This is a genomic window from Pseudomonas luteola NBRC 103146, assembly GCF_002091675.1.
In the GTDB taxonomy this organism is placed as follows: domain Bacteria; phylum Pseudomonadota; class Gammaproteobacteria; order Pseudomonadales; family Pseudomonadaceae; genus Chryseomonas; species Chryseomonas luteola.
The window spans coordinates 48,328-70,176 of record NZ_BDAE01000023.1; the positions used below are offsets into that span (position 1 = coordinate 48,328).

The 21,849-nt window shown below is 54.4% G+C and carries 20 protein-coding genes and 1 tRNA gene; 3 read left to right on the plus strand and 18 right to left on the minus strand.

Going from position 1 to position 21,849, the window contains the following annotated elements; genetic code table 11:
- Positions 1–188 precede the first annotated feature (188 nt).
- Together PLU01S_RS20230 and PLU01S_RS20235 are read left to right on the plus strand one after the other, a co-directional pair.
- Positions 189–1,184, plus strand: coding sequence for a carbon-nitrogen hydrolase family protein (locus PLU01S_RS20230; protein ID WP_010794931.1), 996 nt, complete (start codon positions 189–191; stop codon positions 1,182–1,184).
- Positions 1,181–2,218: an AraC family transcriptional regulator gene (locus PLU01S_RS20235; protein WP_010794932.1), complete on the plus strand. Its 1,038-nt coding sequence runs from the start codon at positions 1,181–1,183 to the stop codon at positions 2,216–2,218. The genes PLU01S_RS20230 and PLU01S_RS20235 overlap by 4 nt, the downstream gene beginning before the upstream one ends.
- A gap of 140 nt (positions 2,219–2,358) precedes the next feature.
- Here the strand turns inward: PLU01S_RS20235 and PLU01S_RS20240 are convergent.
- From PLU01S_RS20240 to leuC, 17 genes are all read right to left on the minus strand, one after another.
- Positions 2,359–2,435: transfer RNA gene (locus PLU01S_RS20240), tRNA-Asp, on the minus strand.
- A 100-nt stretch (positions 2,436–2,535) separates the two neighbouring features.
- Positions 2,536–3,288: an SDR family oxidoreductase gene (locus PLU01S_RS20245; protein WP_074823866.1), complete on the minus strand. Its 753-nt coding sequence runs from the start codon at positions 3,286–3,288 to the stop codon at positions 2,536–2,538.
- Between the two features lie 14 nt (positions 3,289–3,302).
- The gene (locus tag PLU01S_RS20250; protein WP_019365767.1) at positions 3,303–4,514 is read right to left on the minus strand and encodes an O-succinylhomoserine sulfhydrylase; all 1,212 of its coding nucleotides are present in this window, start codon (positions 4,512–4,514) and stop codon (positions 3,303–3,305) included.
- Between the two features lie 11 nt (positions 4,515–4,525).
- Positions 4,526–6,031: an amidophosphoribosyltransferase gene (gene purF / locus PLU01S_RS20255; RefSeq protein WP_010794935.1), complete on the minus strand. Its 1,506-nt coding sequence runs from the start codon at positions 6,029–6,031 to the stop codon at positions 4,526–4,528.
- Positions 6,032–6,084: 53 nt separating this feature from the next.
- Positions 6,085–6,624 carry a CvpA family protein gene (locus PLU01S_RS20260; RefSeq protein WP_037030388.1) on the minus strand — a complete coding sequence of 180 codons (540 nt, stop codon included), beginning with the start codon at positions 6,622–6,624 and terminating at the stop codon, positions 6,085–6,087.
- A gap of 55 nt (positions 6,625–6,679) precedes the next feature.
- Positions 6,680–7,342 carry an SPOR domain-containing protein gene (locus PLU01S_RS20265; RefSeq protein WP_074823864.1) on the minus strand — a complete coding sequence of 221 codons (663 nt, stop codon included), beginning with the start codon at positions 7,340–7,342 and terminating at the stop codon, positions 6,680–6,682.
- 3 nt (positions 7,343–7,345) lie between these two features.
- The gene (folC, locus tag PLU01S_RS20270; protein ID WP_074823861.1) at positions 7,346–8,632 is read right to left on the minus strand and encodes a bifunctional tetrahydrofolate synthase/dihydrofolate synthase; all 1,287 of its coding nucleotides are present in this window, start codon (positions 8,630–8,632) and stop codon (positions 7,346–7,348) included.
- Entirely contained in the window at positions 8,632–9,501 is an 870-nt protein-coding gene (accD, locus tag PLU01S_RS20275; protein ID WP_010794939.1) for an acetyl-CoA carboxylase, carboxyltransferase subunit beta, read from the minus strand. The genes folC and accD overlap by 1 nt, the downstream gene beginning before the upstream one ends.
- 276 nt (positions 9,502–9,777) lie before the next feature.
- The gene (locus tag PLU01S_RS20280; protein ID WP_074823859.1) at positions 9,778–10,398 is read right to left on the minus strand and encodes a phosphoribosylanthranilate isomerase; all 621 of its coding nucleotides are present in this window, start codon (positions 10,396–10,398) and stop codon (positions 9,778–9,780) included.
- Positions 10,399–10,453: 55 nt separating this feature from the next.
- The gene (gene truA / locus PLU01S_RS20285; protein WP_019365761.1) at positions 10,454–11,311 is read right to left on the minus strand and encodes a tRNA pseudouridine(38-40) synthase TruA; all 858 of its coding nucleotides are present in this window, start codon (positions 11,309–11,311) and stop codon (positions 10,454–10,456) included.
- A gap of 2 nt (positions 11,312–11,313) precedes the next feature.
- Entirely contained in the window at positions 11,314–14,106 is a 2,793-nt protein-coding gene (locus PLU01S_RS20290; protein ID WP_074823850.1) for a motility hub landmark protein FimV, read from the minus strand.
- A 132-nt stretch (positions 14,107–14,238) separates the two neighbouring features.
- Positions 14,239–15,249 (minus strand): aspartate-semialdehyde dehydrogenase, encoded by a 1,011-nt coding sequence (locus tag PLU01S_RS20295; RefSeq protein ID WP_074823846.1) that lies wholly within the window; start codon positions 15,247–15,249, stop codon positions 14,239–14,241.
- A 110-nt stretch (positions 15,250–15,359) separates the two neighbouring features.
- Positions 15,360–16,472, minus strand: a complete 1,113-nt coding sequence (gene asd, locus PLU01S_RS20300) for an aspartate-semialdehyde dehydrogenase (RefSeq protein ID WP_010794944.1) — start codon at positions 16,470–16,472, stop codon at positions 15,360–15,362.
- A 57-nt stretch (positions 16,473–16,529) separates the two neighbouring features.
- The gene (gene leuB / locus PLU01S_RS20305; RefSeq protein WP_074823843.1) at positions 16,530–17,612 is read right to left on the minus strand and encodes a 3-isopropylmalate dehydrogenase; all 1,083 of its coding nucleotides are present in this window, start codon (positions 17,610–17,612) and stop codon (positions 16,530–16,532) included.
- A gap of 54 nt (positions 17,613–17,666) precedes the next feature.
- Positions 17,667–18,431 carry a class I SAM-dependent methyltransferase gene (locus PLU01S_RS20310; protein ID WP_010794946.1) on the minus strand — a complete coding sequence of 255 codons (765 nt, stop codon included), beginning with the start codon at positions 18,429–18,431 and terminating at the stop codon, positions 17,667–17,669.
- Positions 18,432–18,441: 10 nt separating this feature from the next.
- Positions 18,442–19,086, minus strand: coding sequence for a 3-isopropylmalate dehydratase small subunit (gene leuD / locus PLU01S_RS20315; protein WP_074823840.1), 645 nt, complete (start codon positions 19,084–19,086; stop codon positions 18,442–18,444).
- 10 nt (positions 19,087–19,096) lie between these two features.
- The gene (gene leuC / locus PLU01S_RS20320) at positions 19,097–20,521 is read right to left on the minus strand and encodes a 3-isopropylmalate dehydratase large subunit (protein WP_019365757.1); all 1,425 of its coding nucleotides are present in this window, start codon (positions 20,519–20,521) and stop codon (positions 19,097–19,099) included.
- Positions 20,522–20,645: 124 nt separating this feature from the next.
- Between leuC and PLU01S_RS20325 the strand changes: the two genes are divergently transcribed.
- A complete protein-coding gene (locus tag PLU01S_RS20325) occupies positions 20,646–21,518 on the plus strand; it encodes a LysR family transcriptional regulator (RefSeq protein WP_074823838.1) in 873 nt (290 codons plus the stop codon).
- A 55-nt stretch (positions 21,519–21,573) separates the two neighbouring features.
- Here the strand turns inward: PLU01S_RS20325 and PLU01S_RS20330 are convergent.
- Positions 21,574–21,849, minus strand: a 276-nt coding sequence (locus PLU01S_RS20330) for an Hsp20 family protein (protein WP_139803987.1), incomplete at its 5' end; no start/stop codon positions are given.

Genomic DNA, 21,849 nt, shown 5'->3' on the forward strand with positions numbered 1-21,849 from the left:
CTGTTATGGACGTTATGGGAAAAACATAAGCTGCCTGTCCCGCAGACTCAATCACCGTAAATGACAACTCATTAACCATGGTGCACACCCCCGGCTTGGCTTTTAAAGGCATTTTCCCTACCCTGACGTGGAATTTTCAGTCAGAGTGTTCAAGCCCTTGGGCACGCCTGGTTCAACGCGGAGCTTTAATGCGCAAGTTTGTATTTCTATTCATCATCTGCATCTTCGCTGCAGTCGCAGGCTGGATAGCCCAACGGCCGACCTTTCATTATTTATCGGATTTGCGAAGCGAGCTGGCAATCAATGCAGGCGAAGCCAAGGGCCACGGCAACCTGCTGGCGATTCAGCCGGAGCTGTTTGCACTCGACTACCAGACCCCTGAGCGTCTGCGACTGAAGCTTGAAGGCTACCTCGCCAAAGCCCAGCGCGAGGGATTGCTCAATGACAAGACGATTGTGGTATTCCCCGAGCATATTGGAACAGGGCTTATGCTTACTGGCGAGAAACCTATCGTTTACAACACTGCCCAGCTAAACGAAGCTCGCCAGTGGCTAGCCCTCAGCAACCCCGTCAAGTTCACCCGTGCCTGGCTTGCATCAAAAAGCGATCAGCGATTCGATGAAGCCCTGCTGAGAATGAAAGCCTGGGATATGGCAGGAAATTATCAGATCCTGTTTGGCGGGCTGGCTCGCCAGTTTTCGGTTACTGTTGTGGCGGGCTCGATCGTTCTACCCTCTCCACGCATGAAGGAAGGCCTGTTACGGGTTGGCACAGGTAAGCTCTACAACACCTGCGTAGTGTTTGATCCAACGGGCCATCCACTGGCAAAACCGTATCGCAGCCCCTGGCTATCCGGCAAAGAACATCCTGGCATCACGCCACAAGTCATCGAAACTGCTGCCGGTAAGCTAGGCGTCATCCTAGGCAGCGACTCAATTGACATGCAGGCGAACGTAAAGACGGACCTTTTGGTCATACCCGCCCTGAGCGAGCGCAGCACGCTGGACATACGCCAGGCACTTCAGGCTACCGGGGCGCATGCTGGCGTTCAGGTGTTTGCCAGCGGTCAAGCATGGGGGCTTCGCTCAACGCCTCAGAGCAAGCTTATGCTCAAGGAGCAACCGATTCTCACGCCACTCGATACCCCACAGGGCGGCGCCAAGTTGCTAAACCTCTGGCTATGAATCGAAAGCGCCTGCGCCTGGGTGATTTATCAGTAGGATTTGTCCACGCCCTGGCCAACGCGGTACGTGCCAGAGGCCACGATCCAACGACGCTGTTGCTCCGCTTCGGCATTGATGACTCGACGTTTGCAACACCAAATGCACGCCTGTCCATTCCCCGATACATGCGACTGGGACATGCTGCCATTCAACTTACCCAGGAGCCTGCTCTAGGACTGGATATCGGCCAGCAGAGCCTGCCTGTCCATCTGGGCCTTGCCGGCATAGCCAGCCTGCATGCACCAACACTGGGAGACGCCGCTCGTACGCTGCTGGATTATGAATTGTTGTACGGCAGCAATTACCGTGGACAGTCTCGCTTCACTCGCCAAGACAGCCATGCCTGGATGCATTTCTACTCCATCAGTCCTTACAACGATTACAACCGATTCGTGGTAGACCAAGTACTGTCTGGATGGATCGCAATGCTAGGAAACATCACAGGTAATCCTGTAAGGCCAACCAGGGTCCTGATCGAATATCCCCGCCCCTCCTGCACGGCATCTTACGACGAACGCTTTGGCTGCATGGTGGAGTTCGGTGCAGAAACCAATGCAATCATGCTTGATGCCAAGACGTTGGCCTTTCCAGGTCTTAGTTATTTTCCAGGCACCTGGAAAGCGCTTCTGGACATCTGCAGAACTGAGCTGCAGCAGATTACACGGCAACACAGTCTAACCGAGCGTATCGTATCTATACTCGGCCCTCTGCTAAAAAACGGAGAACCTTCGCTTGAAGAAATTGCAAAGCGTCTACAGATGCCTGCCTGGACACTGCGACGAAAGCTGGCAGATGAGGGAACACGTTATCTGGATATTTTGAACGATACGCGTCGAGAGCTTGCTATAAGCTATATTCGCGATACAGATTTAAGCTTTGGAGAAGTGGCGTACGTGCTTGGCTTTGCCTCTGCCGCTGCGTTTCAGCGAGCGTTCAAGCGTTGGACACTCCTGACTCCAGGAGATTTCCGCAAAGCTATTCGCAAGGAAGGTTAAGCGTTTATGTTTGCAGTAGTGCTTGCTCACTAAACCTGACAGTTAACGAAGCAAGCTTTTGAGATAATCATCCAAGTGGCATGTCATGCTTCGAGTTGCTCGGAGATGGCACAAGGATGTTAATGAGAGCAAAGATAAAATGGCGCAGCGGACGGGACTCGAACCCGCGACCCCCGGCGTGACAGGCCGGTATTCTAACCGACTGAACTACCGCTGCGCGTCGGTCGGGCTAACGCCCGGAAGAATCAAGAGGTCACCCTCTTGGATGGCGCGCATTTTGCGCATACCTCTTTGATCCGTCAAGATTTATTTATCATTTAATCCAAATAAATCATTTTCTTGGTCATTCCACCGTCAACGGTAAATTCCTGACCGGTAACAAATTCAGCTTCCTCTGATGCAAGCCAGGCTACCAGCGCTGCCACATCTTCTACGGTGCCTACCCTTCCTACCGGATGCTGCTCATGATCCAGCTCCGTCAACGGCTCAGCCTGTTGCTGAGAAAGATCCCGGGAATCAATCCAGCCAGGGCTGACAGCGTTCACACGAATATCTGGCCCAAGGCTCATGGCCAGCGCATGGGTAAGTGCAACAAGACCTCCTTTGCTGGCAGCATAGGCTTCGGTGGATATTTCTGACTGCTGCGCGCGCGTCGATGCCACATTGACGATGGAACCACGATTGGCACGAAGATAGGGAGCGGCATACTTAGCTGTCAGCATAGCGCCCGTCAGATTAACCGATAGCACCTGATTCCAGCGTGCCAATGTCAGTGTTTCCAACGGCTCGTTATGGGGGTCGGAGAGGCCGGCATTATTCACCAGAAGGTCAAATCGGCCAAACTGACCCACCACCTCGGCAATGACGGCCTCCACCTGACTTTCGTTCGCCACGTCCATTTCCATGAACCAGGCACGATCGCCAAGCGCTTCCACCACACGCGTCCCACGGCTACGGTCGATATCAGCCAGAACCACCTGCCATCCTTCGGTAATGAGCCAAGCCGAGACACCCAGCCCAATACCACGCGCCGCCCCTGTAACCAGCGCTACCTTGCTACCGGTCAACATTTGATATGCCTCATTCACAACGCTGCTATACCTCGAGCCAAATCGGTCTTGATGTCCTCAATGTCTTCCAGCCCAACGGCAATGCGAATCAAGCTGTCGCTGATACCCGCATTGGCCCGCTCAGCTGGCGATAAACGACCATGCGACGTGGTAGCAGGATGAGCAATGGTCGTTTTGGTATCGCCCAAATTAGTGGTTATGGAGATCATGCGCGTAGCATCAATGACACGCCATGCGGCCTCTTTGCCACCTGCCACCTCGAAGCTGACCACGGCACCAAAGCCGCTTTGCTGGCGCTTGGCGAGTTCATGCTGTGGATGACTTTCCAGGCCAGCGTAAAACACTCGCTCAACACCGGGCTGCGCTTCCAACCAGCGCGCCAGCTGCAGTGCTGACTGACTGTGCGCCTGCATGCGAATCTTCAGCGTTTCAAGTCCCTTGAGGAACAGCCATGCATTGAAAGGACTCAGCGTGGGGCCTGCTGTACGCAAAAAGCCCACCAGCTCCTTCATGTGCTCGGCACGTCCTGCGACCACCCCCCCCATGCTACGACCCTGTCCGTCGATATACTTGGTTGCTGAATGCACCACGATATCAGCGCCCAACGCCAACGGCTGCTGCAGTACGGGCGTACAGAAACAGTTATCGACCGCTAATAGTGCACCCTGGGCATGGGCTACTTCAGCGAGCGCTGCGATGTCGACCAACTCGGCAAGCGGGTTAGAAGGTGACTCGACAAAGAAAAGCCTAGTGTTCGGCTTGCAGGCACCACGCCATGCCTCGATATCTGATAACGGCGGATAATCCACCTCAACACCAAAACGCTTGAGGTACTTCTCGAACAGGCTAATGGTGGAGCCAAACACGCTGCGCGAGACCAGCACGTGATCACCTGCACTGCACAGACTCATCACCAACGCCAGAATGGCCGACATACCGGAAGCGGTAGCTACCGCCTGCTCTGCCCCTTCAAGCGCTGCAATTCGCGTTTCAAAGGTCCGTACCGTAGGGTTGGTGTAACGCGAGTAAACGTTACCCGGTACTTCGCCAGCGAAACGTTTGGCCGCATCGGCTGCACTTCGGAAGACATAACTCGATGTCAAAAACAGCGCCTCACCATGCTCACCCTCAGGCGAGCGGTTATAGCCTGCGCGAACGGCAAGGGTATCGAAACCTACACCGTCCAGGTCGCTATCAAGCCGCCCGGCGTCCCAGTCATGACTCATGCAAAAGCTCCTCAGTCGTTGTACAGGTCGATGATGGCATGCACCGCATGTGACGTGGTTTTAGCGGCATCATTACGGGCCTGCTCGATATTGAGCAGGTATGCCTCATCGACATCGCCTGTAATGTACTGACCATCAAACACTGCGCAGTCGAAGTTTTCGATACTTGGATTGCCACCACGAACGGCATCGACTAGATCATTGAGATCCTGATAGATGAGCCAATCCGTACCGATCAAGCGTGCAACGTCTTCTGTAGAGCGACCGTGTGCGATCAGCTCATGGACGCTGGGCATATCGATACCATAGACATTGGGATACCGCACCGCAGGCGCCGCTGAACAGAAATATACATTCTTTGCGCCAGCTTCACGGGCCATCTGAATAATCTGCTTGCAAGTAGTACCCCGAACGATGGAGTCATCAACCAGCATGACATTCTTGCCTCGAAACTCCAGCTCAATGGCGTTCAGCTTCTGGCGAACCGACTTCTTGCGTGCAGCCTGCCCCGGCATGATAAACGTGCGGCCGATATAGCGATTCTTGACGAAGCCTTCACGAAACTTGACGCCTAGGTGATTCGCCAGCTCCAGTGCTGCAGTGCGGCTCGTATCCGGAATGGGAATAACTACATCGATATCATGATCAGGGCGTTCCCGCTGAATCTTCTCAGCCAGTTTTTCACCCATGCGCAACCGCGCCTTGTATACAGAAATACCATCGATAATGGAGTCCGGACGAGCCAGGTAAACATGCTCGAAAATGCACGGCGCATATTTGGGATTTGCCGCGCACTGGCGCGTGAACAAGCGACCGTCTTCCGTAATGTAAACCGCCTCGCCAGGAGCCAGGTCACGAATGAGGGTGAACCCCAGTACATTCAGCGATACGCTTTCCGAGGCGATCATGTACTCGACGCCTTTTTCGGTATGACGCTGCCCAAACACGATTGGCCGAATGGCATGGGGGTCCCGGAAACCTACCATGCCATACCCGGTTATCATGGCGATAACGGCATACCCTCCCCGGCACCGCTCATGTACGCCAGAGACGGCAGCAAATACATCATCTTCAGTGGGTTGCAGCTTGTTACGCACTGCCAGCTCATGTGCAAAAACATTGAGCAGCACTTCCGAGTCGGAATTGGTGTTTACGTGACGCAAATCCGACTCATAGATCTCTTGAGAGAGCTGAGCCACATTGGTCAGGTTGCCATTATGCGCCAGTGTAATACCGTAGGGCGAATTGACGTAAAACGGCTGGGCCTCAGCAGAGGATGAACTGCCGGCAGTGGGATAACGGACGTGGCCGATACCGATGTTGCCAACTAGACGCTGCATATGTCGCTGTTGAAACACATCCCGAACCAGCCCGTTGTCCTTACGCAGATAGAGCTTTCCGTCCAGGCTGGTCACTATGCCAGCTGCATCCTGACCACGATGTTGTAGGACGGTGAGCGCGTCATACAACGCCTGGTTGACGTTTGATTTGCCCACAATGCCAACGATGCCACACATGTGACGGAACCCCACTGTTAAGACTAGTTCGATTGGATGCGTGAACGCATCGTTTACTTGGCAATACCACCCAGCTCATTAAGCGTGTGCGGCACGGCTGCCTGAGTCATCCAGTTCCCTGCAAACCCCAACATGAAGTTCTTGGACCAGTCAGCCACCAAAAGAAAATGGGGAAGCAATACGGATTGCTTCCACCAGGGATCCTGCTGTACTGGAGCCAGGCTCAGCAGCCCTACCAGTACCACGATCAACAAGCCGCCACGTGCGGCCCCGAAAGCCATTCCGAGAAAACGGTCAGTACCTGAAAGCCCGGTGACCCGAATCAGCTCTCCCAACAGGAAATTGACCAGAGCACCGACCATCAACGTAGCAATGAATAGCAGCGCGCATGCAGCAATGATACGCCCTGAAGGAATCTGGATATAGTCGTTGAAGTATTGAGACAGCGCACCGCCGAACAGCCATGCTACAGCACCTGCCACTATCCATGTCAGCAATGAAAGCGCTTCCTTTACAAAGCCACGCTTCAAGCTAATCAAACTGGAAATAGCGATAACGCCAATGATCGCCCAATCCGCCCAGGTGAAGCCCACGGTGAGACCCACAACTAAAAAAGGCCCTGCATATTAGCAGAGCCTTTCGATTTGGTTAACCGCGTTCCGGCTGGAAACGCACTACAAAGCCATTTACCTTTTGCTGACGGCTTAACTGGTCACGTAAGCGGTCTGCCTCCCCTCGGTCAACGACAGGACCTACAAACACGCGATTCATCCCATCCACACTGCGTACATACGCATTGTAACCCTGACTGCGCAGCGTGTTTTGCAGCTCATTTGCACGAGCCTTGTTAGACAGGCTGGCTAATTGCACGGACCAGCTTACAGGCAGATCGTTGTTGTCCAGCCGCTTCTCCGGCTGAGCGGCGGGCGCTGGCTGCGTAGACGGAGGCGCCGCTGGTGCAGCCTTGGCCTGGGGTGCCTGCGCTACAGCAGGTGCGCTGGCCTGAGAGGCAGGAGCATTGGGTTGTGAAGATTGAGCAACTGGCGCATCAGCATTGGAAATCTCCGGCACGGATGCAATTGGCGCACTGGGTAACGAAGCTGCATTTTCAGGCTTGTCCGGTATCACCTCTGGCGTCTCTACCGGCTTTACAGCTACTTCAGGCATTGCAGGGGCCTGGGGTCGAGGTGCTGGCTCTACAACCACCTGGCGGGTCTCATCCTGACGAGTAAAAAGCATTGGTATGAATACAATGGCCAGGGCAACCAGCACCAAGGCACCAACGATACGCTGCTTGAGCACTCGATCCATTTTTTATTCCCCTTGTGCTTGGCTATGCAACCAGCCTAGCGCCTCTGCCACGCTGTAGAAAGAACCCAATACGATGATTTCATCGTCTTCCGTAGCCATTTCAGCCGCTGCACTTAATGCATTTCTTATAGTGTCGTGACAATGCACGGCCTGCCCCTGATTGCGCAACGCAGCATGTAGCTCTTGCGCAGAACGGCTCCGAGGCGTTGGCAGCTCAGCCACAAACCATTCGCCGATTACTGCAAGCAGTGGGGTAATAACGCCGTGCAAATCCTTGTCAGAAAGCAGGCCAAATACAGCTAGGCGACGCCCGCTGGGTTTGCGTACAGATAATCGCCGAGCCAAATACTCTGCTGCGTGGGGGTTATGCCCCACATCCAGAAGCAAGTGAATTTGCTTGTTATCGATACTTACCTGACGGCGATCCAGCCGCCCTACTACGGCTGTGTCCACAAGAGCCTGGACTATCTTTTCAGGCACCCACTCGATATCTAGCAACACATACGCCTGCAAAGCCAGCGCAGCGTTTTCCATAGGAAGATCAAGGAAAGGGATGCCGGGCAATGTCAACACCTCGCCATCAGCGGCTACGCCCTTCCAAAACCAACTATGGGGCTCCATAAGAAGATCAAAGTCTTTACCCCGGCAAAACAGCGGAACATTCAGACGCTCCGCCTGCTCCAGCAGTGGAACAGGCGGATCAAGGTCGCCACAGAGGGCAGGTTTTCCCGAACGAAAAATACCCGCCTTTTCAAACGCAACGCTTTCTCGCGTGTTACCGAGCCATTCGGCGTGATCCAACCCAATGCTGGTGACAAGTGCCAAGTCAGCGTCGACCAGATTAACTGCGTCCAGGCGACCGCCAAGCCCAACCTCGAGAATGACCGCATCGAGCTCCGCACGCGCGAACAGCCAGAAGGCAGCAAGCGTGCCCATTTCAAAATACGTTAGCGAGGTGTCTTGACGTGCCGCCTCAACGGCAGCAAATGCCTCACATAACGTCTGATCGTCTACGTCCTGCCCATCAATGGAGACACGCTCGTTATAGCGCAACAGATGCGGCGAACTGTAAACCCCGACACGCAACCCCGAGGCACGTAACAGTCGAGCCAGGAACGCACATGTCGATCCCTTGCCGTTTGTTCCTGTAACCGTAACGACTCGAGGCGCCAGACGCCCCAGCGCAAGTGCCTGAGCCACCTTGCGCGAGCGGTCCAAGCCCATGTCAATGGCAGTGGGATGCAGTTGTTCGAGGTAACTCAGCCAATCGGCCAGGGACTTGTTGTTCATCAGGCCGCCGGGCTAGGAACGTTCTGCAGGGTAGCCAGTAACTTGGAGAGACGACTGCGCAGCTCAGCGCGCGGCACAATGATATCCACCGCACCATGCTCAAGCAGGAACTCACTGCGCTGGAAACCTTCCGGAAGCTTTTCACGCACAGTCTGTTCAATGACGCGAGGGCCTGCAAATCCGATAAGTGCCTTGGGCTCAGCAACAATCACATCACCCAACATGGCAAGACTTGCCGAAACACCACCATATACAGGGTCTGTCAAGACGGAGATAAAAGGAATCCCCTCTTCACGCAAGCGAGCCAATACTGCAGATGTCTTGGCCATCTGCATCAGCGATATCAGCGCTTCCTGCATACGAGCTCCACCCGACGCCGAAAAACAGACCAGCGGACAACGCTGTTCCAGAGCTACATTGGCGGCGCGTACAAAGCGCTCACCCACGACCGCGCCCATGGAACCGCCCATGAACGAAAATTCAAATGCGCAGGCCGCCACCGGCATACCCATCAGCGAGCCCTTCATAGCAATCAGGGCATCTTTTTCGCCAGTCTCCTTTTGAGCAGCCGTCAGACGATCCTTATATTTCTTGCTGTCGCGAAATTTCAGGCGATCAACAGGCTCCAGCTCAGCGCCAAGCTCCTCGCGCCCGTCCGCATCCAAAAAGATGTCCAGACGACGACGAGCATTGATGCGCATGTGATGACCACACTTCATGCAGACATCCAGATTCTTTTCCAGCTCCGGGCGGTAAAGCACCGACTCGCAAGAAGGACACTTGTGCCACAGCCCTTCAGGTACAGAACTGCGTTTCACTTCGGAACGCATGATCGAAGGAATCAGTTTATCTACCAGCCAATTGCTCATGCATTACTCTCCACTTGCATGGGCTCGCATGTATCAAGTCCTGAGCTCGACACACAATCCCTGAGCGAATTATGAATTGATGGTGAACGGAGATTGAACAGCATGTCCAACTCAACGCCACCAGGCTCCGCCCTAACGGGCTAGCCCAACCTAAACTCTGCTAGTAATTATCAAGCAGAAAAATCATTGATGACCCGAAACGGTTCGGGCCCGACTTAGCCTGTTGACGGTCTTAATTCAATTGCCGTCACATGGCCTCAGTTGATCCTTTTAATCCTAACCACGCCGTACGGCATCAACGAATGCACGAACCTTTTCGTGATCCTTTATACCCTTGGTTGACTCTACCCCGCCGCTGACATCAACAGCGTAAGGACGCACTCTGGCAATGGCATCGGCTACATTTTCAATCCCAAGCCCACCTGCCAGCACGATAGGCTTGGATAATCCCTGCGGTATTTGCGCCCAGTCAAATGCCTGCCCTGTTCCACCGGGAACACCTTGAACGTAGGTATCTAGCAAGATGGCATTTGCACTGGCGTATTCCTGACAACGAGCAGCAATATCTTCACCCGGCTTCATACGCAGCGCTTTCATGTAAGGCCGACGATACCGCGCACAATCGGCTGCCGTCTCCTCACCATGAAACTGCAACAGATCAAGCGGCAAGGCATCCAGTGTTTCGTCAATCTCACAGCGGGACGCATCGACGAAAAGCCCTACCGTTGTCACGAATGGAGGCAAAGCAGAAATGATGCGCTTGGCCTGGGAGATCGATACGGAACGAGGGCTTTTTCTATAAAAGACGAGCCCGATAGCATCGGCGCCAGCATGAGCGGCGGCCAATGCATCCTCGACGCATGTGATTCCACAGATTTTCACACGGACCGCTGACACGTCTTTTTACCCGGACTGAAAAATCAGACGATGGTATCAGAAGGCGGAGGCTTAGTCAGTTCGCCATATCAGGGAGAGCCGACAGGAAATGCGGCCCCAGGTAGCGCTCAGGCAAATCAAACTCTTCAGGGTATTCGACCCTGACCAGATAGAGCCCATAGGGATGCGCCGTCACGCCTCCCGCTTTACGATCGCAGGCGTCCAGCACTTGGGCAGCCCACTCGACAGGCCGCTCGCCTGCGCCGATCGTCATCAATACGCCTGCTATGTTCCGCACCATATGGTGCAAGAAAGCATTGGCCCTGATATCGAGCACAATAAAGCAGCCGAACACCTGCACATGCAGATGATGAACAGTCTTGATGGGAGATTTGGCCTGGCACTGTTGCGCACGGAACGATGTAAAATCATGCGTCCCAACCAAAAGGGCCGCAGCACTTCGCATTCGCTCAACATCTAGCGGACGGTGATTCCAGGTAACTTGCTCGGCCAGATGAGCAGGTCGAATAGGATCGTTGTAAATCACGTAGCGGTATCGACGCGCGACGGCTGAAAAACGCGCATTAAAGTGATGAGGCATGGGCTTGGCCCACGCTACGCTAATATCCTTAGGCAGGTTGGCATTTGCCCCTAGCACCCAGGCATGAAGCGGACGATCAACCGCCGTATCAAAATGCACGACCTGACCGCTGGCATGCACAGCCGCATCGGTACGACCCGCGCAGGAAACCGTCACAGGCTGAGCTGCCACCCGGCTCAACGCTTTCTCAAGGGCTTCCTGCACGGATATCACGCCAGCCTGCTGCCTTTGCCAGCCGCGGTAGCGAGCCCCCATGTACTCTACACCAAGGGCTATTCTTGAAACGCCAACGGCAGCCTCCTCGGCTGCCGCTGTGTTAACACTTTCAGTCATATTCAACTCAATTGGGCCAACATCTCGCGAGCCTCATTACGCTGGGCATCACTACCTTCGGCCAGAATCTCATCAAGGATATCTCTAGCCCCATCCGCGTCGCCCATATCGATATAGGCTCGGGCCAGATCAAGCTTGGTTGCCGTCTCATCTTCACCCGAAAGGAAATCGAAATCGTCATCAAGACCTGAACCACTCTCTGCAGAAAAACTGCCGAAGTCAGTACTGGCTTCGTCTTTGCGCTCCTCAGCTACAGTCTCATCCCTCAGATCAGGACTGCTCTGCTCCAGATCAGCATTGGCGCGCTGAAGCTCAGCTTCGAAGCTGTGTGCTTGTGGGTTAGCCGCTTCAGGCGTTTCACGCTCAGCAATAGGCTCTGGCTCTGCTCCTGGCTCGTCAATGGAAAGATCGAAGTCATCCGACAGATCATTCACGTCCGAAGGCTTCGTTTCATTATCTGGCAGATCGAGACTGAAGTCATCCTCAGGAGCGTGAACCGCAGGCTCGCTAAAGGCCACCGGCTCAGCGTTGCGATCCGACTCGTCCAGATCTAGAGAGAACTCGTCATTTAACGCCGTATGCTCGGGTGCTACCGGACGCTCCGAATCACTCGACAGATCGAAGTCAAAGTCAAAATCATCGTCCTTGGCAGTCTGAGCAGTGGTTTCTTCTGCGGTAAAGTCGAGTGTATTCGTATCTTCGCGCACCACCGTTGGCTCTTCAGTGTCATCCAGCTTGAAGTCATCGAAATTCAGATCGAAATCGTCATCGAGCTTCTCAGTAGTCTCGGGCTCATCAAGGCGATGCTCCTCGGACTCACTGACCTCGTGCGCAGCAGCCAGCGCCGCCGCACCCAGGACTGTTGCAGCTGCCGCGGCAGCCATAGCAGGGTAACGGGACTTGAGCTGCTCGACTTCCGGCTGGGATCCACCAATTTCACGCAACTCATTTTCCTGGCGAATGAAACCCTCACGGTCGCCCATCTCGGCATACACTTCCATGAGTTTCAAACGCAAGTCAGCGCGATGCGGCTCCTCATCACTGGCTTTCTGCAGAACATCAGCAGCCTGATTGAAGCGCCCATAGGCCATATAGATATCAGCCTGACCTAGCGCGTCAGACGGCTGCTTGGCATCGGTGTTCTGATTATCCAGATTGCTTTCGGACAGGTCGCTTATATCCAAGCCGTCCAGACTGCTTTCATGAATATCGGGATCGACACGATAGGCACCAATGGACTGCTCCTCTTCCAAGGCGGCCTCACGCTCGGCTTCACGCATGGCGTTGCGGCGAGAGATAACCATCAGAAGAACCAGCAGCGCCAACAGCGCACTGCCACCAATTACACCCAACCAGAGGGTGTTTCCAAATATCTGATCAAGGAAACTGGCGGGCTCTTCGGCAACAGGTTCAACAGGCTGAGCCGGAGCTGCAGTGGCGGGCATGGCAGGCGTAGTAGCCGAAGGCGCCGCGGGTGTTTCGGCCGGCACTTCTGGAGCACTGGCCGAATCGGGTGCAGTATCCTCTGGCGTAGCGGGAGGCGCTGCTTCAGCCTGTTCAGGCGCGCTTTGATCAGCCGTAGGTTGAGCAGGCTCACCCTCTGCCGTTGTGGCCGGCGGAGTGATTACCGGAGCCGACGCCTCAGGGGATTCTGGAGCAACACCCTGATTGGCAGCCGAAGCCTGCAGCTGAGCTAGCTGGGCATCCTTGAGTTGCATCAGCTTTTGCAACTTGTCCAGCTGACTTTGCAAATCGCTCATGCGACTCTTGAGTTCTTCGTTTTCGCGACGAGTCGAATCCAGACTTTCTTGCGTCACGGCCAGCTTGTCTGCCAGCGCCTGGTTATTACCGCTATTTCCCTGGTCGCTACCAGAGGCTGATTTGCCCTGCTGACCGGAAAGCAGGCGCAGATTGTCCTGCTGCTCGGCCGCCCCCGGTGCACTCTCCGGGCCTTGCCTGTTGGTAGCATCAAGTTGTCGAGGCGAACCTGGCACGCTGGCGGCATCAGCAGCCTGCAGACCACCACGCCAGGCTCGGTTCTGAGCAGCCACTTCTTCCAATGCTTGGCGCTGGGAACGCACTCTTATCTGCTCATCATTGGGGAGACGAAGAACCTGCCCACTCTTCATCAAATTGATGTTATTGCTCAAAAACGCACTAGGGTTACGATCCTGGATAGCCAGCATCATCTGGTGTACAGAAACGTTGTCGTTGGGACGAGTACGGTCTGCCACTTCCCACAGGGTATCTTTCGGGCTGGTCGTGTACTCACCATTCATGGTGACAGGCACACCCGCTGCACCTGAAGGTACCGGGGTTGCCGCTGGACGCGCAGGTCTTGATGGTGCAGGCGCCGTAACAGGCGCTACGGGTGCTGCCGCCGTTTGAGGCGTGTAAAGCGGTGGGTCCAGTAGAACGGTGTACTCGCGAAGCACGCGACCGCTTGGCCAGCTCACTTCCAGCAGGAAGTTCAAGTAGGGCTCACGTACCGGCTTGGATGACGTAATACGAATAACACTACGCCCGTCCGCTCGGACTTCAGGCGTAAATTTAAGATCGGTCAGAAAATAGTTTCTATCGACGCCGGCTTTACTGAAGTCTTCAGGGGAAGCCAGAACGGGGCGCAATTCTTCTGCTGAAAGGTCGCGAACATCCTTGAGGTCAATGACCGCATTGAATGGCTGATTCAATGATGAATTCAGATGAATATCACCGAGGCCAAGGCCATACGTCGCTCCTGACGCAAAGGCGGATGCCGCCGCGATTGCTAGCACTAATTTTCGAACCCGAACCATAGCTTTCCCTTATGATTTCTGTCGGCAGCAGATTTGCTTACCTAGGTACCGTTCAAGATGACCGGCCAGTTTGAACGGTACGCCTAGCCAATTATTTACTGATAAGTCTGCCCTAACTTAAATCAGTATCTTTTACAGATAATGTTTTATCAATAATTCAGCCGTTTGCACGGCATTAAGCGCAGCCGCCTTTCGAACATTATCTGAAACGATCCACATTTCAATCAGATGTGGATCTTCAGGATTATGTCTGACGCGCCCAATCAATATTTCATCACGTCCGATCGCATCATCCACGACCGTTGGATATTCTTCTGCATCAAACAATTCCAAGCCTTCATGCTTAGAATAGGCCAAATTCAGATCTTTTATAGCCAAAATATCACGTGTTTTAACGGTTACCGAAAGACTATCGCCAAAGAACACTGGCACTTGAATACAACTGACCGCCAATGTTCCGAGACTGTCGCCCAACACTTCTTTACACTCGCCCATGACTCTATGCTCAACTGCAGTATAGCCATCTGACTGTGGTTCACCGGTCTGTGCTAGCACATTGAATGCCAACTGCTTGCCAAATACCTTTGGTTCCAGTGGACGCGCATTTAGCAGCTCGGTTGTTTGCCGCGCCAACTCTCGAACACCGGCTCTACCCCGACTAGAGGCAGCGAGACAAGCGGTAACAGTTGCCTGCTCAATAGCACTTTGATGGCAAATGGGAGCCAGTGTACTAATGAGTACTGCGGCAGGTGCACTCGGCACTGACAGCAGACAAGGCCTTTGCTGCTGGCTAATGAGTTCGCTGCTGACGTCCGGCATCACACGCGGCGAACGTAAGCTATCCAAAGAGCCAGTCAGGTCAATAACCGAACATCCCGCCTCGAACGCTTTTTCTGCCAACGTCCCGGCCGATACCGTATCAGCTGCCATAAAGGCCAGTTGAGCCTTGCCAAAATCAAAGTCATCAGCTGCCGTTATGCGCAGGTTTCTGCCGCGAAAGGCAATAGACTGACCAACAGAGTCAGCTGACGCTACCAAATAAAGGTGGACGAGCGGGAAATCACGCTCCTCCAGCAATGTCACGATAGCTTCGCCAACGTTGCCTGTTGCACCAACGACAACGACCGAAAGGGATGTGTTCATGTGCAGGGGCCCAGAATGAAAAAAGGCGGCACTGTAGCGGCCGCCTTTAAGACTTTCAATTGCCGTGAATCATGGAGAAGCATGATCTCAACGGAATGAGGAGTAATACATCAACGCTCAAGCAAAATACGCAGCATACGGCGCAGCGGCTCAGCCGCTCCCCATAGCAACTGATCGCCGACAGTGAAGGCGCCCAGGTATTGGGAGCCCATGTTCAGCTTACGCAGACGACCTACCGGCACGTTAAGCGTGCCTGTTACCGCAGCAGGGGTCAGCTCACGCATGCTGACTTCACGGTGGTTCGGCACCAGCTTGACCCATGGATTGTGCTGACTGATCAAACCTTCGATATCGGAAATCGGCACGTCCTTGTTAAGTTTGAGGGTCAATGCCTGGCTGTGGCAACGCATGGCGCCCACGCGGACACAGATACCATCGACAGGAATCGGGTTTTTGAAGCGGGCCAAGATCTTGTTCGTCTCCGCTTGCGCCTTCCATTCCTCTCGGCTCTGTCCATTAGGCAGCTCCTTGTCGATCCAGGGAATAAGGCTCCCTGCAAGCGGCACACCGAACTGCTCTACCGGGAAAGACTCGCCCCGTAGCGTTTCCGCCACCTTACGATCAATATCCAGAATCGCACTGGCAGGATCTGCCAGATCGTCAGCAACGCTTGCATGCGTCGCACCCATTTGGCGAATCAGCTCACGCATGTTTTGAGCACCGGCACCTGACGCTGCCTGATAGGTCATTGCGCTCATCCACTCAACCAGGCCAGCCTCGAACAGCCCGCCCAGAGACATCAACATCAGGCTAACGGTGCAATTGCCACCGATGTAGTTCTTGGTGCCCTCGTTAAGCGCCTGGTCGATCACTCGACGGTTTACGGGATCCAGAACGATCACGGCATCGTCATGCATACGCAAGGTAGACGCAGCGTCAATCCAGTAACCGTTCCAACCGGCTTCCCGCAGCTTCGGGAAAACTTCGCTGGTGTAATCGCCGCCCTGGCACGTGATGATGACGTCCAGGCCCTTGAGTTCGTCAATGCTGTAGGCATCTTTCAGCGGAGCGATATCTTTTCCAATGGAAGGACCTTCGCCCCCTACATTGGAGGTGGTAAAGAACACCGGCTCGATCAAGTCGAAATCACGTTCATCCAGCATACGCTGCATGAGCACGGATCCCACCATACCGCGCCATCCGATTAAACCTACACGCTTCATTGCTACTGCACCTTTTTTGGAAGTGGCGGCCGGAAGCGCTCCGGCCGGCCGTACAGATTACTCACTTGCGAGCGCCGCGACTACTGCCTCGCCCATTTCGCGAGTACCTACTTTTTGACAGCCCGCTGACCATATATCGCCTGTACGCAAGTTCTGGTCCAGAACACGGCTTACCGCCTGCTCAATCGCCTCAGCGGCCTTTGATTGGTTGAAGCTGTAGCGGAGCATCATGGAAACGGAAAGAATCGTAGCCAACGGGTTGGCAATGCCCTGTCCGGCGATATCCGGCGCCGAACCATGACAGGGCTCGTACATGCCTTTGTTGTTGGCATCCAGCGAAGCGGAAGGCAGCATACCAATCGAACCGGTCAGCATTGAGGCCTCATCCGACAGAATGTCGCCAAACATGTTGTCCGTCACCATCACGTCGAACTGCTTGGGCGCGCGCACCAACTGCATGGCCGCATTATCGACATACATATGACTCAGCTCGACATCCGGATAATCCTTGGCGACCTCTTCCACAACCTCTCGCCATAGCTGACTGGACTCCATGACGTTAGCCTTGTCTACCGAGCAGAGTTTCCTGCCACGGACACGAGCCATTTCAAAACCGACACGTGCGATCCGGCGAATTTCGCTTTCGCTGTAGGGAAGCGTATTAAAACCCTCACGCTCACCGTTATCGAGCGTGCGGATACCGCGAGGGCCACCAAAGTAGATCCCGCCGGTCAGCTCGCGCACGATCAGGATGTCCAGACCTGACACCACTTCTGGCTTGAGGGTAGAGGCCTCCGCCAATTGCGGATAGAGAATGGCCGGACGCAGATTGGCAAACAGACCTAGCGCAGAACGAATCTTGAGCAAACCCTTTTCAGGACGAATCGCACGATCAAGCTTGTCCCACTTGGGACCACCCACAGCACCCAGCAGAACAGCATCTGCTGCCTGAGCCTTTTCAAGCGTCTCATCAGCCAACGGAACGCCATGCTTATCGATGGCTGCACCGCCGATCACATCTTCGATCAGCTCGAAATCCAATGCGAACATGTCGTTGACGCGATTCAGAACCTTAACAGCCTCAGCCATGATTTCAGGGCCAATGCCATCGCCTGGCAGAATGAGGATCTGTTTGCTCATTGTTATCTCACTTATCCATGGAAAAGTAGAGGTGGTGCAAGGGCACCACCCAGATCATATAGGCTGGGCCCAAAGTACCATCACATCGACGGTAAAGGAGCCGTCCTTGTCAATTTCGAAATAATGACGGACTTCCTGGCCAATCCGGCCTTGTACCGTGCGTATGGCCTGGCGCATGGGCTCAGGCGTATTCATCCGCTCGGCCCACTCCAGGAAGTTCAAGCGCAGCCGCTGGCGAACACAGCGGGTTACTCCCAGACGAGCAACACCCAGCATCTGGAGCCACTCAGCCATGGAGTAGTCTCTGACGTGACTGTTATCACGCAGGATTTCTACGGTCTGAAGATAGGTATCAAGACGGGGGTTGGCAGGCGAGATAACATCTACAAACGCAGCCTGACCATTGAAACGCAGCACACGCCGCACCTCGCTCAGGGCTGAACCGATGTCACGCCAATGATGCGCGGAATACCGACTAAGAACGAAATCAAAGCTGGCATCCCCAAACGGCAGACGCTCAGCCATCCCGGGTTGCACACTGATATTGTCGATGCCGCGCTCATTGGCCGTACGCTTGACGATGGCCAGCATCTCTTCTGACAGATCCAATGCCACCACCGAGCCCGCCACAGGCGCAATGTTGTAGCTGACATGGCCGGCCCCACACCCGAGATCCAGAACCTTTGCCTGCTCGCGTTTGGCTACCTGTTCCCGCATCTCCTGCAGTTCAGAGCCTTGAGCATGGACGTTACTCCCTAGGTACGACTCAGCCATCGTACCGAATTGGGATTGGACAATTTGTTCGTGATCACCAGCCATGTTGCCTACCTCATGCGTTTTGAAACAACCAGGGATTGGCCTGTTGGTATGTCTTTTCGAATGCCCTGACGGCATCCGCATCCTGCAGGGTCAGACCAATGTCATCCAACCCATTAAGCAAACAGTGCTTGCGGAACGCGTCGATTTCGAAGGGAATGACTTTGCCATCAGGACGTTTCACAACCTGCGAGGCCAAATCGATTTCAAGGGTATACCCCTCTGTCGACTCAACCTGAGCAAAGAGTTCACTCACTTCCTGTTCTGGCAGGACGATTGGTAATAAACCGTTCTTGAAACTGTTGTTGAAAAAGATATCAGCAAAGCTTGGAGCAATCACAGCGCGAAAGCCGTATCCATCCAGCGCCCAAGGCGCGTGTTCACGGGATGATCCACATCCGAAATTTTCCCGCGCCAGAAGAATGCTGGCCCCCTGGTAACGGGACTGATTAAGCACGAAATCCGGATTGAGTGGACGCTGGCTATTGTCCTGCCCAGGTTGCCCTACATCCAGATAACGCCACTCATCAAACAGGTTGGGGCCAAAGCCGGTCCGCTTGATAGATTTCAGAAACTGCTTAGGGATGATCTGATCCGTATCGACATTGGCGCGATCTAGTGGAGCAACCACGCCTGTATGCTGAGTAAATGCCTGCATGAGATACTCCTTAAACGCGGCCGAATTCACGAACGTCAACGAAATGCCCTGCAATCGCTGCCGCAGCGGCCATGGCGGGACTTACCAGATGCGTACGACCACCGGCACCCTGACGCCCTTCGAAGTTGCGGTTGGATGTGGATGCGCAGTGCTCACCGCTTTCAAGGCGATCCGCGTTCATTGCCAGGCACATTGAGCAGCCCGGCTCACGCCATTCGAAACCTGCGTCGATAAAGACCTTATCCAGACCTTCCTTTTCAGCCTGGGCCTTTACCAGGCCAGACCCAGGCACCACCAGCGCCTGCTTGATGGAACTCGCCACCTTACGGCCTTTGGCGACAGCCGCCGCGGCGCGAAGGTCTTCAATGCGAGAGTTGGTACAGGAGCCAATGAACACTCGATCCAGACGGATATCAGTAATAGGCTGACTGGCCTGCAATCCCATGTATTTCAATGCGCGCTCAATAGAGCCACGCTTCACGGCGTCTCGCTCCTGGGCCGGATCAGGAACGGCTTGATCTACAGCAACCACCATTTCAGGGGAAGTCCCCCAGCTAACCTGAGGCTTGATCTTGGTCGCGTCCAACTCGATGACGGTATCAAAGACAGCATCTTCATCAGAGACCAGCCCGCGCCATACCGCTACGGCTTGCTCCCAATACTCGGGCGCAGGGGCAAAAGGGCGCCCTTTTACGTAATCGATCGTGGTCTGATCGACCGCCACCATGCCTACGCGTGCGCCCGCCTCAATTGACATGTTGCAGATTGTCATTCGGCCTTCCATCGACAAGGCGCGAATGGCACTGCCTGCAAACTCGATAGCGTGCCCATTACCTCCCGCCGTACCGATCTTGCCGATCACAGCCAGAATGATGTCTTTGGCGGTTACGCCGAAAGGTAATTCACCCTCGACGCGTACCAACATGTTTTTCATTTTCTTCGCGACCAGGCACTGGGTCGCAAGTACGTGCTCAACCTCGGACGTCCCGATACCATGAGCCAAGGCCCCAAGCGCACCATTGGTGGACGTATGGGAGTCACCACATACCACAGTCATGCCGGGCAGGATGGCGCCCTGCTCTGGGCCTATGACATGCACGATGCCCTGGCGTACGTCATTCATCTTGAATTGAGTAATACCGAAGTCATCGCAGTTTTCGTCGAGCGTACGAACCTGAATGCGAGACGTCTCATCCTTGATGGAAGCAATACCTTCCTTACGATCCGGCGTGGTTGGCACGTTGTGGTCTGGCGTTGCCAGATTGGCGCCTAGACGCCAAGGCTTGCGCCCAGCCAACCGCAGGCCTTCGAATGCCTGAGGTGAGGTCACCTCATGAATGATATGACGATCAATGTACAGCAGTGCCGAACCATCATCGCGCTGCTTGACCAAGTGCATATCCCAGAGCTTGTCGTAAAGGGTCTTGCCAGCCATCACTAACGTCCTCATCGGCGTGTTTCTATGCCCTTAGGGCTTGTAAAGTGATCCTAACGCTTGATGCTCTCATAAAACAAATTCATAATTTTCATGATCTGCATAACCATTAGGAATCCATCTTTTGGATCTGAATAACCTCAATGCGTTTATAGCAGTTGCTGAGAGTGGAAGTTTTTCCGAGGCAGGCGAACGGCTGCATTTGACACAACCTGCCGTCAGCAAACGAATTGCCAGCCTTGAACAGCAACTGGAAACACGTCTCTTCGATCGTATTGGGCGGGAAATCAGCCTGACCGAATCAGGTCGAGCGCTTTTACCTAGGGCTTACCAAGTAAAAGACGCCTTGGCTGACACCCGAAGAGCACTGGCCAATCTCAATGGCGAGATTGCCGGCAAACTGACTTTGGCCACCAGCCATCACATTGGATTACATCGGCTACCGCCGGTACTCAGGACCTTTACACGCCTACATCCCAAGGTTTCCCTGGATATTCGCTTTCTTGACTCAGAGGCGGCGTATGAGGAAGTGCTACAGGGACGTGTGGAGCTTGGCATCATCACCTTGGCGCCAGAAGCATCGCCGCTTATCCAGGCCTCACCTGTCTGGGATGACCCCCTCGATTTTGTCGCAGCGCCTGAGCACCCCCTGGCCATGTCAGAGCAAATCAGCCTGGCTGACGTTGCTGCGCACCCTGCCGTTTTCCCAGGCGGAAATACCTTTACCCATCACATCGTGCGGGGCTTGTTCGAAGCGCAGCAGCTCACCCCCAACATTGCAATGAGCACAAATTATCTGGAGACCATTAAAATGATGGTCTCCATCGGCATTGCCTGGAGCGTTCTTCCACGGACAATGCTTGATGAACAGGTCGTGAGTCTCCCCTTGCCTGGAATACACCTCAAACGCCGCCTGGGCTACATTGCTCATACAGAACGAACGCATTCCAATGCAGCCAAGGCCTTTATGAAGCTATTGAGCGATTTCCACGCATGAATAAGAAAGGGGCCGCACATGGCGCCCCTTTTCTACTGTTTGATGCCGGCTATACTTAGGCAATCTGACCTTCCAGCGCTGGCTTTTCATCGGCACTCAACTGACCGTTGATAGCGATGCGCTTGGGCTTAGCCTCTTCCGGTACTTCACGTACCAGATCGATATTGAGCAAGCCATTCTTCAAGCTCGCGCCTTTCACCTCAATGTGATCAGCCAGGCGGAAGGACAGCTTGAAGGCACGCTGGGCGATGCCCTGGTGCAGGTAGGTCACGCTGTCGGCGCTCTTCTCACGGCGGCCGCTCTTCACGGTCAACACGCCCCGCTCTACTTC